Origin of the sequence: Halorubellus salinus (assembly GCF_020567525.1) — an archaeon.
Classification (GTDB): domain Archaea; phylum Halobacteriota; class Halobacteria; order Halobacteriales; family Natrialbaceae; genus Halorubellus; species Halorubellus salinus.
The window spans coordinates 478,067-493,413 of record NZ_JAJCVI010000002.1; the positions used below are offsets into that span (position 1 = coordinate 478,067).

Sequence of the window (15,347 nt, forward strand, 5' to 3'; positions counted from 1 at the left end):
CGCTCCCGCGCACACCACCACGCGTGGCGCTCTCCGCACCGCTCGACGTCATCGCACTCTCGCTGCTTCCAGCGGTCCTCTGGGGGTTCACGCCCGTCATCGAGAAGCGCGCGCTCTCCGACGGCGGCACGCCCCTGCAGGCGTCGCTCGTCGTCGTACTCGCGGACTCGACCATCTACCTCGCCGCCATCGCCCTCCTCGAACCGACGCCGTTCGGCGGCATCTCCATAGAGACACTCGCCGTGTTCGCGCTCGCCGGCGCCACCGGCACCGCGCTCGGCCGCATCGCCATCTTCGCCGGCAACCAGCGCGTCGGCGCCAGCATCTCGAGCGCCGTCCTCTCCGCACGACCACTGTTCGCCACCGCGCTCGCCGTCGGCTTCATCGGCGAACCACTTTCGGCCCCGACCGCGGTCGGGATCGCCGTCCTCGTCGTCGGCCTCGGCGTCCTCGCCGTCGCCAAAGGCGGCGACCTCGACGGCTGGCAGCCACGCGACCTCCTCGTCCCGCTCGCCGCCGCCGCCGCGTTCGCCGTCGGGAACGTCGCCCGCCGCTACGGCCTCCAGCTCGGCGACGCCAGCGCGCTCGAAGCCGTCGCCATCAACGAGATATCCGCACTCGTCGCACTCGCCGCGTTCCTCGCCGCCACCGGCCGTCGCGACGTCCTCCAGAAACCACCACGCACGTACATCGTGTTCGCCGCCAGCGGCACCATCACCGCCGTCGCCCTCCTCAGCATGTTCACCGCACTCGCCGCCCCCGAGGGCCGCATCGCCGTCGTCGACCCCCTCGTCGCCACCGCACCCCTCTTCACCATCGTGTTCTCCGCCATCTGGCTCCGCGACCTCGAACGCGTCACCAAAGGCGTCGTCGCCGGCGTCCTCCTCGTCGTCCTCGGCGCCGCACTCGTCACGGGCGGCCCCGCGTTACTGGACGCCGTCGTCGCCGCCGGTGCCTGAGCACGCGACAGCGTGCTCGCGACCCACGGTAACGGCGCGGGCTAGCGGCGCGGTCGGAGCGCGCCGACGAGGAGTCTCGGCAACTGCCCGAGGATGGCTGGGAACGACAGTCCCAGCTGGTCGGCCGCCTCGGTCATGTCCGTGTGGAACCGGTGCTCCTGGACGAGGCCGTCCTCGATACGGAGAATCGAGGCTCCGCGGAGCTCGACGCGTCGCCCGGTCGGTGGGATGCGGCCGAGCGGACCGTCGTGAGTCATCGTCAACCGGACCTCGTACATCGCGAGCGCGTCGTCGGTGACCATGTCGAGTATCTCGACCTGGAAGTCCGGGAACGTCGTGGTCATCGTCGCCATGAACCGTTCGAGGCCCTCGCGTCCGTGCGCCTCCCCCTTCGGCCCTGGGACGTCCTTCTCGGGGATGCCAGGGTCGTACATCACGAACGACTCCGAGACGAGGTCGGGGATCGCCGCGTCGTCTCGCTCGTTCCACATCCCGACGTACGCTCGAGCGATCGCTGCCGTGTCGGTCGAGGGCGTCGCCTCACTGGTCGACCGGGTGGTCGAGGGCATCACTGTCACGTCCGGAGCACCGTTTCTCCGAGTGGCTCGACGGGCGCCTCGAACTCCGAGACGACGGTCGCGTCCGAGAAGCAGCCCAGGAACCGGGCGGTCTCCGTGCCGGCGTTCCGGAAGCCGTGGGGTGCCATCGGCGGGACGACGACGAGGTCGTTCGTCTCGATGCGAGCGCGTTCGTCCCCGACCCACGCCTCGATGTCGTCGCCATCGAGGCAGACGACGAGTTCCTCGGGGCTGTCCGTGTGCGTGCCGAGTTCCGCGCCAGGTGCGAGCTCGAAGTAGACGACGTTGTGGCCGCCCTCGAGTTCGAGGCCGGTCGTCGCCGGGAACGTCCGCGAGAACGGGAAGCTCACGCTGGCGTCCATCGCCGTGTCCACCTGGGAGGTGCGGACGAGTTCGAGTTCGCCGAGATCGATCTTCTTCAGCGCCGCGTTTGTTTGCATGATCGACCGTAGAGACGGCGTGCGAGAGCATAACTATCTGGAGAATGATGTTTCTCTCAGTCTGCCAGGAGAACGCCCGTCCTCCCAGCGAGTCGACCGATCGGCAGAGCTCAGGCCGATGGCCAGCGCAGCGCTACCGGGAGACGTCGACGACAGTGAGGTAGTCGTCCAACCGCACCGTCAGCACCTCGTCGCCGCCGTCGATGGTCGTCACCGCGCGACGCGGGTCGTCGGTGACGGTCGTCCGAACGCGCGTCTGGACGAGGTCGAACAGGTCGTCGAGCGAGGGCGCGAGCACGTTCGTCCCCCGTTCGTAGAGGAACCCGATCGCCGGTGCGAGCGCCAGCACGCACAGCTCGACCGGCAGTCGCTTCGCGAACTGACACGTCCCGCACCGGAGGTCGCCCCACGCCACGAACGGCGTCCCGCACGCCTCACACGGCTCCCCGGGAGCAGGGTCGTGGCCGTCACACACCACGAGCGTGCCCCGAGCCGCGCTCGCGCACTCCGGGCAGACGCCCTGCATCATGTCCGTGAGGTCCGACGTGCACCGGTACAGTTCCGTCGCGAGCGCGTCGTCGGCCGTCCGCTCGGCGAGCCCCGGCGCCGGGAACGGCGCGTTCAGGAGCGTGCCATTCGGCGCCGCATCCCCGAACAACCCGTCGCACTGCGTGCACGCGAACCGCAGCCACTGGTCCTCGTACGACGCTTCCACCACCCCACCGCAGACCGGGCACGCCGTCCCCACCACGCCAGGAAGCTCCGCGTCGTGCGCTCCAGCGATGGCGACGACCGCTCGTGCAATCCGCTTTCCACCCCCACTCAACCGATACCCGTCGTCGGTCTTCCGCACGAAATGCGGCACGAGCTTCGACAGGTGATAGTTGAAGCGACCGTTGTCCTCGACGCCGACGCGACGCCGGAGCTCGGAGTACGGCATCGTCGACGCCGTATCGTCGACGTCGTCGTACTCGTGGCTGGCACCGGCACTCCACAGCACCCGCACGACGTTCAAGCGCGTCTCGTCGCCGAGCACCGCGAACGCAGCCTCCGGCGTCAACCCAGCCGCATCGTCGCTCGCCTGGAACACACGCTCTGCCATGTTACATACAACCACGCCGCGAGGTATAAGTGAGACTGCGCACGGACACCGACGCCCCGATGAGAACGCCCGCTACCGACGTCGGACACCCCTCCGGCGACTCCACGCTGCTGGATCGTCGACGCCTCACCTCGCCATCTCATTCGGCGACGACACCGTCGCCGCTCCATGCTCGACGCGCTGCTTCAACGCTTCGTTCATCGCATCGAACCCCGCGAGCACGTCCGCCTCGTCCAAGAGTAGCCCCACGAGCACGCCCGAGAACGACTCTCGCTGCACGAACCGCGTTCGGCCGTCCTCGGTCTCCTCGAGGAGGAACTCGTGATGCCCGTCGAAGAGTCCAGGAACGAAGAGGCGACCGAGCCACCCGAAGTGCTCGCCCTCGACTACGTCCGTCACTCGAGGTTTGAACGTCATCGCTCGTCCCTCCGGCGGCACGATTCGCGCCCGAAGCCGCTCGCCCTCGACTCGCTCCCCCGACAACGCCGTCACGAACGGATTCCACTCCGGGTACGACTCGAAATCCACGAGCACCTCCCAAACTGCCATCGGCGACGCATCAATCTCGGTTCCACGCTCAAGTTGCTTCATCACCACAGAGACGCGTCCCAGCAGCCTAAACTAGCGCTCTCGGCGAGCCAAACAACGCCACTCGCCACACCGAACACGAACCGGACCCGGCAGGAGTCCCGCGAGCGGAACGCGGAGCGAGCGAAGCGAGTTCCACGAACGCGAAGCGAAGACGTGAGCAGGGAGCGAACGGAACTACGTCGCGCTCGCGAGTTCGAACGCAGTGAGAACGAAGCGGACCCGACGGGATTTGAACCCGCGACATCTTGGTCCGGAACCAAGCACTCTGTCCACTGAGCTACGGGCCCTCGGGTGTTCGTTGCGTGGTTGGGTGTATAACGGTTGCGTTCGTGGTTATTCGCCGCCGTCGGTGGTGGGGTTGGGGGTGTCGTCGATGACGGTGGATTTCCAGGTGCCGCGGGTGAAGTAGGCGGCGGCGGCGATGGCGCCGAGGATGTTCCCCATGGCCATCCCGATCCAGATGCCTTCGGGGCCCATGTCGAGGGCTTGGATGACGAGTGGGCCGAGGCTGATGTCGAGGAGTGGGATGGTGAGTGGGCCGAGGGTGATGACGCCGAGGGCGAGGTAGGCGACGGTGGGGACGCGGCCGAGCCAGAGGGCGACGATGCTGAAGCCCATCGCTGTCTTGGTGTCGCCGGCGCCGCGGAATGCACCCAGGAGGACTTGGAGGACGCCGATGAACGCGAATTCGACGCTGCGGATGCGGAGGTATTGGCTTCCGAGGGCGACGGTTTCGGCGGCTTTGTCGGTGCCGGTGGCCATGAAGACGCCGACGATGGGTTCGGGGAAGACGGCGGCGACGATGGCGGCGACGACCATGACGCCGGCGGATGCTTTCGCGGCGATCCAGACGGCGCGTTCGGCGCGGTCGGCTTGGTCGGCGCCGAGGTTCTGGCCGACCATGGTGTTCGTCGCTCTGCCGAGGCCCATGGCGGGGAGGAAGATGACGGAGACGAGGCGGTTCCCGAGGCCGTAGGCAGCGACGACGGCGGGGGCGAACGTGACGACCATCGCGGTGAGGGTGAGCATGGCGGCGGCGCTCGCGGATTGTTCGAGCGCGCTGGGGACGCCGATGCGGACGATCTCGCTGACGTGTTCGATTTTCAGGCGGAGGTCGCTGATGGCGACGTCGGGGCCTTTGTGCGTGAAGAAGAGGATGTAGATGCCGAGGACGCTCGCGGCGCCGCGGGAGATGATGGTGGCGAGGGCGGCGCCGCGGATGCCGAGGCCGGGGACGAGTGCGGCGTCCCACCCGAAGATGAGGATGGGGTCGAGGACGACGTTGAGGGCGACGGAGAGGAACATGACGCGCATCGGCGTCTGGGTGTCGCCGTAGCCGCGCATGAGTGCGGAGAACACGAAGAACCCGAAGAGGAAGGGGAGTCCGAGGAAGAACACTTCCATGTAGGCGGCGGCGAGCGGGATGACTTGCGCGGTGGTGTCGGCTTGGCTGGGGAGGAGGGCGAGGAGGTCGCCCGTGAAGAGGTAGCCGAGTGCGGAGAGGGCGAGTGCAAGGAGGGTGACGAATCCGAGGGTCTGGCCGGCGACAGTGCCCGCGGACCCTTCGCTGTCGGCGCCCGTGTATTGGGCGACGAGGATGGCGCCGGCGGCGGTGAACCCGCCGGCGACGCTGATGAGGAGGAAGATGATGGGGAACCCGATGCTCATCGCGCCGACGGCGTCGGCGCTGAAGCGCCCGAGCCAGAACGTGTCGGCGACGTTGTACGCGACCTGGAGGAGCTGGATGGTGACGATGGGCCACGCCAACCGGATCATCGGTCGGACGAGCCCGCCCTCCGTGATGGTGTCGTCGCTGGAGGAGCTCACTACGTTTCGAAACGAAACTGGAGCGCTTGAACCTGTTGATACGTCGTGGTCGTGCTGGAAGGAACGTCGACGGAAAGACAGTAGTGGGCTCGTGGTGACGGGTCGCTCGTGTCAGTGTTTGGCGAGTACCGGGTAGGTGGGTCGGTACAGGCGCTCGCGGGATACGTGCTCCTCAGTGCGGGGTCGGTGGTGTTCCTGTACGCGGCGCCGTTCACTGCGGCGTTCCTCTGGTACCGGTGCTACGACTGGTACGGTTCGGATGAGGACCGAGGTGCGGTCGCGACGACGACGCTAGCTGTCCTCGCGCTGGCGATGACGGCCTACGCGGCGCTGGTCGTGACCGGGCTCCCCGTCGATAGCGGGTTCCAAGCGGTCGCTGTCGAGTGAGCAGGCGTGGAGAGAGAAAGCGCGCAGCGACCGAGTCAGGGCGTCTCGTTCGTCTCGAGCGTGAAGGAATCACGCGGGTAGGCGACGCACGTGAGGACGTAGCCGTCCTCGAGTTCGGGGTCGTCGAGCATCTCCTGGTCGTCGTGCTCGACGAAGTCACGCGAGTCGCCGCCCTGGACGTGGCCGGCGCAGGAGACGCACTGTCCCTGCCGGCAGGCGTAGGGGAGGTCCCAGCCTTCGTCTTCGCCGGCTTCCAGTAGCGTCTCGTTGTTCGCGACCTCGATGGTCTCGCCTTCCTTCGTGTACTCGATGTCGAAGTACTCGATCTCGTCTTCGGGGATGTCGGCGGGACTGGAGGTGTCCTCCTCGGCCTCGCCTTCGGCGAGTTCCCCGCCGGCTTCGCCCGCGCCACCGATGGCGGCGACGCCGCCGCCGCCGATGGAGCGGTTCATCGGTTCGGCGAAGTCCGTCTCGGGCACGGTCTCGGCGCGGTGTTCGAGGACCTCTTGGGAGATGTCCTCGTTCGCGGTCCAGCCGGTCCCGCGAGCGTAGTGCAGGACGACGGCGATGACCGCGAGGGTCACCCCGATTCCGAGGCCCACAGTGCTGACTGCCATGTGTAGGCGGATTAGGAGACCTGGTTTAACTCACTTGTGATTGTTCTCGCCGTCGGGGACCGACTGTCGGGTGGTTCGGCGCCTCCTGCGACGGCCGTGGTGCACCGACGGCGAGCGTCGCGAGGGGGGCTCCGTGAGTGACCTGGACGGGGGGTTCAAGGCGTCGTGGTGGCTAGCGGTCGGGTAGTGACCGACCTCGCAATCGACGCGGACGGCCTCGGGAAGCGCTACGGGGAGACGGTCGCGGTCCGGGACGTCTCGCTGGCGGTGGAGCGTGGGACCGTCTACGGGTTCCTGGGGCCGAACGGGGCGGGGAAGACGACGACGATGCGGATGTTGACGACGTTGACGACGCCGACGTCGGGGTCGGCGACGGTCGCGGGCGAGTCCGTCACGGACCGCGCGGCGGTGACCGAGCACCTGGGGTATCTGCCGGAGGAGCCGCCGGTGTACGACGAGTTGACGGGGCGCGAGCAGTTGTCGTACGTCGCTGGGTTGCGTGACCTGCCCGACGACGTCGCCGGCGAGCGCGTCGACGCGCTCCTCTCGCGCTTCGACCTCGCGGACGCGGCGGACCGGCGCGTCGGCGGGTACTCGACGGGGATGCGCCAGAAGCTCGGCGTCATACAGTCGGTGCTGCACGAGCCCGAGGTGGTGTTCTTCGACGAGCCGACGAGCGGCCTGGACCCGCGGGCGGCGCGGACGATGCGGGAGACCATCGCGGACCTGGCGGCGCAGGACATGACGGTGTTCCTGTCGACGCACGTGCTGTCGGTCGTCGACGAGCTCGCGGACGAGGTGGGCGTCCTCTTCGACGGCGAACTCGTCGCGGAGGGGTCGCCGGCGGCGTTGAAGTCGCGCGCGGCGGGCGGGGAGCGGACGCTGGAGTCGGCGTTCATGGACGTGACGACGCCGGACGACGCGGCGGACGTCGACGGCACCGACGGTGGGCAGGTGCCGGGCAGCAACGACGGCGCGCGCGTCGCGGGCGCTGACGGCGACGAGCGGCGCGATGGAGGTCGCGACGGTGCCTGAGCGGCGCTGGCGGTGGTTGGGGGACGCGGCGGCGATCGCTCGCGTCGACCTGCGGTGTACGATGCGGCGGTTGCGGGCGCATCCGCGGACGGTGGTGGCGCGCACGCTCGTGCTCGGCGTCGCCTGGGTGGGGTTCTTCGGTGGGGATGGCGTGCTCGCGCCGGGTGGGTCGCCGTCGGTCTCTGGGACGCGGTTGGCGGCGATGGGGCTGTGGGCGTTCGTCGCGGCGACGGTCGCGATGAGTGCGCCGCGGTCGCTCGACGACGTGACCGCGGGCTCGGAACTCGTGTTGAGCGCCGGGGTGCGAGCGACGGTCGTCGGCGTGCTCGCGGTGACTGCCGTGGAGTCGGCGTTCGTGTTCCTCGCGTTCGTCGGCTTGGGCGTGCTGCGCGTCGCGGTGACGGCGAGCGCACCCGTTCTGGCGGCCGTTCTCGGGATGACGGTGGTGCTCGTGGGCGTCGGGACCGCGGTCGTCGCCGGGTTCGCGGCCGGCCTCGCGGCGCACCCGCTCGCGCGACGGACGCCGGGGTTCGCGAGGTATCCGCGAGCGATATTCGCGCCCGTCCTCTTGCTCGTCGTCCTCGCACTCCTGCGCCCGGACGTCCTCGGGCCGGCGGCGCGAGCGCTCCCGCCGGCGTTCCTCGCGGACGCGTTCCTCCTCGCGTTCGACGACGGCGACCCGCTACTGGCGGCCGTGGCGCTCGGCGGCGGCGTCGCCTCGATACCCCTGCTCGCCTGGGGCGGGTTGCGTGCGGCGCGGAACGTCTGGTTCGACGGCGACGACACCGGCGGCTCCGGGACCACGCGCGGCGGTCGCGTCGTCGTCGCGGTCGTCGACCTCGCGCGGCCCGTGACGCGCCGGCCGACGCGCGCGGTGGCGACGCGAGCGTGGCTCCGGATGCTCCGGAACCCGCGGACGCTCTTCCAGCTCGTCGTCCCCGCGTTCATGCTCGCCGCCGTCCTGATACAGGACCCGCCCGGGACCGCCGGTGCGCTCCCCGTGCTCGTCGCCGGGTTCGCGGGCGTGAGCGCCGGGTTGACGCTCACGCTGAACCCGCTCGCGCTGGAAGGTGACGCGCTCCCGGCGCTCCTGACGACGCCCGTCGCCGGTGCGAGCGTCGCCCGCGGCTACGCGTTCGCCGGCGTCCTCGCCGCCCTCCCGACGCTCGTCTTCCTCGTCCCGCCGCTCGCGTACGCGACCGGGCTCGGCGCGACCGCGACGGCCCTGACGGTCGCGTGGGGCGTCCTCGTCGCCGCGTTCGGTGCCGTCCTCTCCACCGCAGTCGGATTCGTGATCCCTTCCGCCGGCGCCGCAGCGGCCGGCGACACCGAAGCGCCGACGCAGGCTGCCGTCCTCGTCTACACGCCGATCGCGTTCCTCGCCGCGGCGTTCGGGATGGGCGGCCTCGTCGCGCTCGACGCCGCCATCGGGCGTGCGCTCCTCGCCGCCGACGTCCTCCTCCTCGCCACGCTCGGCTGGGTCGCGTACCGGCACGTCGCGAAGCGATACGCCGCGCTCACGATCGACGACTGAGCTAGCAGCGAGCAGGAGCAGCCGGTCAGAACTCGACGCGCGAGCGGATGTGCATCTCGTCCTCCGTCGCTTCCAGGTGCGCGACGTCGTTTATGTCCATCTCCCACGCGAACTCGCGTTCCCCGAGGTACTCGACGACGTCCCCGAGCTGGTCGCGTTCGAGGCTGTAGTACGCGAGCGTGACGTGCGGGAACCACCGGTCGGGGTGATAGTACGAGTCCGCGTGCTCGGCGAACTCCGTGAGGCGGTTCCACAGCGAGTCGTGGAGGGAGGCGAGCGCGGGCGACCGGGCGAGCGGGAGGTAGACGACGGGCGCGGCGGTGAACACGCCGACGCCGCCCGTGTACACGGTGAAGGGTTCGGTGTCGGCGGCGACGGAGTGCAGCCGCGATTCGACGGTCGCGGGGTCGTAGCGTTCCGCGACGTGATAGGAGATGTGCGGTGGCGGGAGTTCGCCCGCCGGGTTCAGGTCGAACTCGTCGGCGAGGTCGTCCCAGACGTCGAGGACGCGCTGGTGGTGCTCGTCGGGGAGCGTCGAGATGACGGCGGAGTGCATGTCGCTCATCGGTCGAGTGGCGTCCTCGGCGTCCGCTCGCGGGTTGGCGTGCGTTTCACGGCCAGTACTGGTTGACCTTGCGCGTGGGGGTTCGTGAACGTAACGGCTAGCGAGAGACGCACAGGCAACCCCCCGTAACGGCTAGCGAGAGACGCACAGGCAACCCCCGGAACGACGCTCCCTCGGAGCGTCGGCGCTCATTCGAGCGCTTCCGGTGGTTCGGGGAGGCTGCCGATGTCGTCGGGGTCGTGGTGGACGTAGACGTCGGCGTCGTGGATCCGTTCGCGGTGTTTGACGTCGCGGATGGAGTCGACGCTCGCTTCGAGGCTCCACGCGAACGACGCGGCGAGTTCCTCCTCGTACCCCTGGCGGTGGTTCGCGGCGTCCGCGGCGAGGACGACCGTACCGGCGTCGGGGAGTTCGAGCTGGAGGCTCTGGTGGCCGGGACTGTGGCCGGGCGTCGGGAACGCGACGACGCTCCCGTCACCGAAGACGTCGTACTCGCCGTCGATGACGGTGACGTTCGCGTCGAGTCGACGGAGCGGGAGGAGGTCGCCGGTGAGGTAGAACAGCCGCTGGACGCCATCGGGCGCCCACGCGTACCGGAGCTCGTCCTTCTGGACGACGACCTCGCAGCCGGCGTCGACGAACACGTCGAGGTTCCCGGCGTGGTCGGTGTGGAGGTGACTCATCACGACGACGTCCACGTCCGCGGGCTGGTAGCCGACGTCCTCGAGGAGGTGTTCGACGCGCTGGGATTCGTCCATCTCGATGGCGTCGACGAACTCCGCCATGTGCGGCGCACCGTCGGGGCCGTACTCGGTCGGGTTCGCCTTCATCTCGTAGGAGAGCCCGGTGTCGAAGAGGACGGTACCCTCGGGGTGCTCGACGAGGTACACCGGGCACGTGCCGGCGTACGGTTCGCCGAGGTTCGTCATCTGTACGGCCATCGAGAAGTCGAACGTCCAGTGTCCCGTGTTCAGCGTGTACAGGCGGTCTGCGGTCACACAGAAACGTAGGGCCGCCGCCGGCTTAAGTTGGGCCAATGCCACGACGGCGCTCCTGTCCGGGGCTCGCTACAGCCGTCGCGAGTAGCGGACGCTCCGACCGCTGCTCCCGTCCTCGACGAACCCGAGGCGGTCGTAGACGTGCCGGGCGCGGTAGTTCGACCGGGCGACGGTGAGCCAGACGTCCGTGACGCCGAGCGAACGAGCGTGTGCGAACGTCGCGTCGAGCAGCGCGGTGCCGACGCCGGCGTCCTGGTGGTCCTGGTGGACGAACACGCCGAGTTCGTGCTCGCCGGCGTCGTCGCTGACGAGGACGGCGTGCCCGACGACCGCGTCGTCGTGGACCGCGAGCACCGACAGTTCGTCGAGGACGACCGAGAGCCACTCGGTGCGGCCGGCGTCGGTGGATGGCGGGAGTCCCTGTGCGCGGTGCTTCGGCGCGAAGTCGGCGTACATGTCGAGGACGTCGCCGTACCGCTCGGGCCGGTACCGCTCGAACGTGATACCGCGGCCGACGTCGTCCACGACCTGGTCGAGGACTGCGTCGTCGGGGCGCGAATCGTCGCCCCGAGCGGGACCGTGGATGGGTTCGCTGGACATCGTCAGTCGTCCCTGACGAACGTCACCGGGCACGGTGCGTTCAGTGCGACTCGCTGGGCGGTACTCCCGAAGACGACCTTCCCGGTCGGGCTGCGTCGTCGGCCGCCGACGAGGACGCGCTTGGCGTCGACGGCGTCGGCCGCGGCGACGATCTCGCCGGCGACATCGTCGCCGACGCGCGCGTCGACGTCCATGGTCGTTCCCCATGCGCGCAGCGGTTCCTCGAGGCGGCCGACGACGTCGCGGACGGGTGCGACGCGACCGACGAGTTCGTCGGGTTCGGGGCGCTCGTCCTCGTGGTAGTTCAGTCGGTCGCGGACGTCCGCGTACCGGTCCTCGGTGAAGACGTGGAGGACGCGGACGGTGGTCTCCATCATGCCGGCGACCTCTGCGGCGGTGCTCGCGAGCGTCTCGACGCGCTCGGCGTCGCCGTAGCCGACGGGCAGCAGGACGGTCTCGTGTCGGTCGCGGCGTGCGCGGACGTCGCTCGCGACGCCGAGGTCGTCCGAGCCTGCGGCGGCGGGGCGCTTCGACTCGGTCATCCGCGGGCCTCCTCGGGTGGTTCGGTCGGTGGTCCATCGATGCGTGGGTTCATCCTGTCCAGTTCTCGCTCGCGGACACGGATAACGCCTGCCCATAACCACACCACCAGAGGATTATACACCTAGAACACCACGCCAGAACGAACCAGGGAGAACGTACGTCCAGAACGAGACGCGAAGGCGTTCGTATTGTCGTATTCTCTGCTTTCGCGGTCAGTCGTCGCGCTTGCGGTCGAGGTACGTGAGGACGCCGCGGACGTTCATCGCGGTCTCCGCGCTCGCCTTCCGTTCGCCCCAGACGTCGTCCATCTCGGTGGTCTCGACGAAGTGCTCGACGACCGCGTCGGCATCGCCGAGTTCCTGCTCGGCGCGCTCGACGGCGGCGACCCAGTCCGTGAGCCGTGCCTCGTAGCGTTCGAGGCGGTCGGCGGTCGGTTGCGCGCCGAAGTGCGCGTACAGGAGCGTGGACGGGTCGAGGCTCGCGATGGTCTCGACGTCCCGGAGCGCCCCCTCGAGGTCGAACTGCGGTGGGGGCGTGGTCTCGCGGACCTCGTCGATGGCGGGGACGTAGATGCCGGCGGCGTCCGCGGTGAAGACGGCGTCGTTCGCGGGGTCGTGGAAGACGTGCTGGTGGGGGGCGTGCCCGGGGGCGTGGTGCGCGCGGAGTTCGTGATTGCCGAGGTCGAGGACGTCGCCGTCTTCGAGTTCGCGGACGCGGTCCTCGGGGACGGGCTCGGGTTCGGTGTAGAACTCGAACTGGTCGCCGACCGCGGACTTCGTGCCCTCCCAGAGTCGCGTCGGGTCGACGAGGTGGCGTGCACCGTTCGCGTGGACGGCGACGGTCGCGTTCTCGCATTCCTGCGCGAGGAACCCGGCGCCGCCGGCGTGGTCGAGGTGGACGTGCGTCGGCACGACGTACGCGACGTCCTCGGGCGCGACGCCGGCGTGGTCGAGCAAGTCGAGGACGCGGTCGTAGTGCGTGCCGATACCGGTGTCGACGAGCGCGGGCTCGTCGGCGTCGAGCAGGTAGACCGCGCCGTAGGCGTCCACGTCGTACATCCCGGTGTCGACGTGGTAGAGGTCCGTGCACTCCCCCGTCGTGACTTCGGTGACGTCGCCTCGTGTCATACAGGAAGCCTGCGGGGACGGGGCAAAAGTCGGTCGGTCGCGGCAGCTGCTCGGTCGGTCGCGGCAGCTGCTCGATTGGTCGCGGCAGCTACTCGATTGGTCGCAACAGCGGGTCGACGGCGCTGTCGCTCGCGGGTTCGTGGTACCAAAGGGGAAACATCGGGGAGCGTGTGCACCCCGTATGCAACCTGAAGAGGGAGGGGGAGATACATAAACCCCATCCAACCGGAGTGGAAGTATAATCGCCCGGCTGCGTCGGGTTCGAGTCGGCGTCAGACGCTAGTTCGACGCTCGTCTGCCGGACCGTACCGGGGGTGGACATCGGATGGCGAGGGCCGCTGGCGTCGAGTGGCGTGGTCGATGGTCATCGGGGGACGATGCTGACGTCGTTCGCGTCGACGTACCGGCGGACGCGCGCGCCGAGGTCGTCGTCGCCGGGCCACGCGACCGACTCGGTGACGTCGAGCCGGTCGGGGTCGCCGACGTACACGGCTGCGGTGCCGTCCTCGAAGCCGGCCGTCGGGACGTCCACGCGGACGTACAGGCCGCGAGCGACGCCCTCGTACGCGTCCAGGGCGTCGACGGCGTCCGTCTCGAGGAGGCGGCCGTCGACCTCGCCGCCGGGCGCGAGCGTCGGGTACCGGCCGTCGACGCGGCGGAGCCCGCGCAGGGTCGCGTCGCCGACGAACGACCACGTGCGAGCCGCGAGTACCTCGTCGACGCGGTCGGGGTCGGTGAGCGTCCCGTAGACGAAGACGTGCACGACGCGGACTTCGGGTTCCGCCACCCTGAAACCCGCGCCCGTTCGACTGTGAGCATGGACTGGCGGCGGACGAGACGCGTCTGGAAGCGCGTCGCCACGCTCTCCTGGCCGATCTCCGTCGAGCAGACGGTGCGCACCGGGATGCGGACCACGGACGTGTTCGTCACCGCCGCGTTCTCGCCGGCCGCGGTCGCCGCCATCGGGCTCGCGGACCTCTACGCGCGGTTCCCGCTCCGCGTCGGCCTCGGGCTCGGCGGCGGCGCCATCGCGCTCTCCAGCCAGGACACCGGTGCGGTCAGCGGCGGGAGCGACGACGCGGACGACGACGACGACGGCGAGGGAGGTTCGGACGGCGACGGGCCCACGGGCGGCGACGCGACCGCGGACGCGGACGACGAACCGGCCGTGGACGCCGACGACAGGTGGGGGACCGACGAGGAGTGGGGTGACGAGGGCGACGAGACGGAGTCGACCACAGCCACGGAGTCGGACGCGGTCGCGAAGGCGGCCCTGAACCGCGACGAGGCCGTGACGCAGGCCGTCCTCATCTCGTTTCTCGCTGGCATCCCCTTCGTCGCGTTCGGCCTCCTGTTCGCGGAGCCGGCCATCTCGCTGCTCGGTGCGCCCGACGATGTGGCGCGCGTCGGCGGCGCGTACCTCGCCATCATCTTCGCGACCGCACCCGCCCGCATCGTCGGCCTCACCGCGGCGCGCGCACTCCAGGGAACCGGGGACACGCGCACGCCGATGGTCGTGAACGTCACCGGGAACCTCCTCAACATCGTTGGTTCGCTCGTCCTCGGCCTCGGGCTGTTCGGCGTGCCGAGCTATCGCGTCGTCGGCGTCGGCGTCGCCACCGCCGGCGGGAACGTCTTCATCGCCGTCGTCCTCGCCGGCCTCATCGCGTCCTCGACGACGGACGTCGGGTTCGTCCGCCCGCGGTCGACCGTCGTCGGCCGCCAGCTCGTCGCCGTCTCCGCGCCGCGGATCGTCGAGGGGCTCTCGAACACGCTCGCGAACTTCCCGTTCAACGCGCTCCTGCTGTCGTTCGGGACGGACGTGAACGCCGCGTACCAGATCGGCCTCCGCATCTACCAGCAGGTGACGGGGCCGCTCTCCCGGGGGTTCAACGTCGCGGCGAGCGTCGTCGTCGGGCAGGCCCTCGGCGAAGGCGATGCGGCGGCGGCGCGCGAGAACGGGTGGGCGACCGCGACGCTCGGACTCGTCACCGTCGGCACGGCGGGCGCGCTCATCTTCGCGTTCGCGCCGACGCTCGTCGGGTTCTTCACGAGCGACCCCGGTACCGTCCCGAACGCGGTGGCGTTCACGCGGACGTTCGGCGTCGCCGCGCCCTTCTTGGTCTCGTTCGTCGTCGTCTCCGGCGCCCTCCAGGGCGCGAGCGACACGCGCACGCCACTGGTCGCGCGGATCGTCAGCCTCCTCGCGTTCTACCTCGGGTTCTCGTACGTCGCGAGCGTTTCACTCGGCTGGGGCGTCCCCGGCATCCTCGCGGGCGTCGTCCTCCACTACGCGAGCGCTGCGACCATCGTGACGCTCGGGTTCTGGCGCGGCGACTGGGCGCGTCGAGCGAGCGACATGTTGCGCGAACGCGGGAGTGCCAGCGACGACTGAGTGGCGCGCACGACCCGGCGGCCACTTGATTTCGTCGGCGACACGAAGC

The 15,347-nt window shown here is 69.7% G+C and carries 17 protein-coding genes and 1 tRNA gene; 5 read left to right on the top strand and 13 right to left on the bottom strand.

Going from position 1 to position 15,347, the window contains the following annotated elements; genetic code table 11:
• The first annotated feature begins 23 nt into the window (after positions 1-23).
• Positions 24-959: an EamA family transporter gene (locus LI336_RS06890; protein ID WP_227132180.1), complete on the top strand. Its 936-nt coding sequence runs from the start codon at positions 24-26 to the stop codon at positions 957-959.
• A gap of 41 nt (positions 960-1,000) precedes the next feature.
• Here the strand turns inward: LI336_RS06890 and LI336_RS06895 are convergent, their stop codons facing one another.
• From LI336_RS06895 to LI336_RS06920, 6 genes are all read right to left on the bottom strand, one after another.
• Positions 1,001-1,528 (bottom strand): ester cyclase, encoded by a 528-nt coding sequence (locus tag LI336_RS06895; protein WP_227132182.1) that lies wholly within the window; start codon positions 1,526-1,528, stop codon positions 1,001-1,003.
• Positions 1,529-1,533: 5 nt separating this feature from the next.
• Positions 1,534-1,977, bottom strand: a complete 444-nt coding sequence (locus LI336_RS06900; RefSeq protein ID WP_227132184.1) for a cupin domain-containing protein — start codon at positions 1,975-1,977, stop codon at positions 1,534-1,536.
• 133 nt (positions 1,978-2,110) lie between these two features.
• Entirely contained in the window at positions 2,111-3,079 is a 969-nt protein-coding gene (locus LI336_RS06905; RefSeq protein WP_227132185.1) for a DUF7351 domain-containing protein, read from the bottom strand.
• 126 nt (positions 3,080-3,205) lie between these two features.
• Complete coding sequence (locus tag LI336_RS06910) at positions 3,206-3,670, bottom strand: SRPBCC domain-containing protein (protein WP_227132187.1); 465 nt, start codon at positions 3,668-3,670, stop codon at positions 3,206-3,208.
• A gap of 214 nt (positions 3,671-3,884) precedes the next feature.
• A tRNA-Arg gene (locus tag LI336_RS06915) sits at positions 3,885-3,957 on the bottom strand.
• A 46-nt stretch (positions 3,958-4,003) separates the two neighbouring features.
• Complete coding sequence (locus LI336_RS06920) at positions 4,004-5,446, bottom strand: MATE family efflux transporter (RefSeq protein ID WP_227132661.1); 1,443 nt, start codon at positions 5,444-5,446, stop codon at positions 4,004-4,006.
• A 159-nt stretch (positions 5,447-5,605) separates the two neighbouring features.
• Here LI336_RS06920 and LI336_RS06925 point away from each other — a divergent pair, with 159 nt between their 5' ends.
• The gene (locus LI336_RS06925; RefSeq protein WP_227132189.1) at positions 5,606-5,884 is read left to right on the top strand and encodes a hypothetical protein; all 279 of its coding nucleotides are present in this window, start codon (positions 5,606-5,608) and stop codon (positions 5,882-5,884) included.
• Between the two features lie 35 nt (positions 5,885-5,919).
• Here the strand turns inward: LI336_RS06925 and LI336_RS06930 are convergent, their stop codons facing one another.
• Positions 5,920-6,501, bottom strand: a complete 582-nt coding sequence (locus tag LI336_RS06930) for a 2Fe-2S iron-sulfur cluster-binding protein (RefSeq protein ID WP_227132190.1) — start codon at positions 6,499-6,501, stop codon at positions 5,920-5,922.
• A 186-nt stretch (positions 6,502-6,687) separates the two neighbouring features.
• On the opposite strand from LI336_RS06930, the gene LI336_RS06935 reads away from it, so the two are divergent.
• Positions 6,688-7,536, top strand: coding sequence for an ABC transporter ATP-binding protein (locus LI336_RS06935; RefSeq protein WP_227132192.1), 849 nt, complete (start codon positions 6,688-6,690; stop codon positions 7,534-7,536).
• Positions 7,529-9,070, top strand: a complete 1,542-nt coding sequence (locus LI336_RS06940) for a hypothetical protein (protein WP_227132194.1) — start codon at positions 7,529-7,531, stop codon at positions 9,068-9,070. The genes LI336_RS06935 and LI336_RS06940 overlap by 8 nt, the downstream gene beginning before the upstream one ends.
• A 25-nt stretch (positions 9,071-9,095) precedes the next feature.
• Here the strand turns inward: LI336_RS06940 and LI336_RS06945 are convergent, their stop codons facing one another.
• The 6 genes from LI336_RS06945 to LI336_RS06970 all read right to left on the bottom strand — a co-directional run bounded on the left by LI336_RS06945 (position 9,096) and on the right by LI336_RS06970 (position 13,666).
• A complete protein-coding gene (locus LI336_RS06945) occupies positions 9,096-9,635 on the bottom strand; it encodes a 2'-5' RNA ligase family protein (RefSeq protein WP_227132196.1) in 540 nt (179 codons plus the stop codon).
• A gap of 188 nt (positions 9,636-9,823) precedes the next feature.
• Positions 9,824-10,633, bottom strand: a complete 810-nt coding sequence (locus LI336_RS06950; protein WP_227132198.1) for an N-acyl homoserine lactonase family protein — start codon at positions 10,631-10,633, stop codon at positions 9,824-9,826.
• A gap of 69 nt (positions 10,634-10,702) precedes the next feature.
• Positions 10,703-11,233, bottom strand: coding sequence for a GNAT family N-acetyltransferase (locus tag LI336_RS06955; protein WP_227132200.1), 531 nt, complete (start codon positions 11,231-11,233; stop codon positions 10,703-10,705).
• Between the two features lie 2 nt (positions 11,234-11,235).
• Entirely contained in the window at positions 11,236-11,775 is a 540-nt protein-coding gene (locus LI336_RS06960) for a universal stress protein (RefSeq protein ID WP_227132202.1), read from the bottom strand.
• 213 nt (positions 11,776-11,988) lie between these two features.
• A complete protein-coding gene (locus tag LI336_RS06965; protein ID WP_227132204.1) occupies positions 11,989-12,903 on the bottom strand; it encodes an MBL fold metallo-hydrolase in 915 nt (304 codons plus the stop codon).
• 364 nt (positions 12,904-13,267) lie between these two features.
• Positions 13,268-13,666 carry a gamma-glutamylcyclotransferase family protein gene (locus LI336_RS06970; RefSeq protein WP_368408362.1) on the bottom strand — a complete coding sequence of 133 codons (399 nt, stop codon included), beginning with the start codon at positions 13,664-13,666 and terminating at the stop codon, positions 13,268-13,270.
• A 54-nt stretch (positions 13,667-13,720) separates the two neighbouring features.
• Here LI336_RS06970 and LI336_RS06975 point away from each other — a divergent pair, with 54 nt between their 5' ends.
• Complete coding sequence (locus tag LI336_RS06975; protein ID WP_227132208.1) at positions 13,721-15,298, top strand: MATE family efflux transporter; 1,578 nt, start codon at positions 13,721-13,723, stop codon at positions 15,296-15,298.
• Positions 15,299-15,347: the final 49 nt, after the last annotated feature.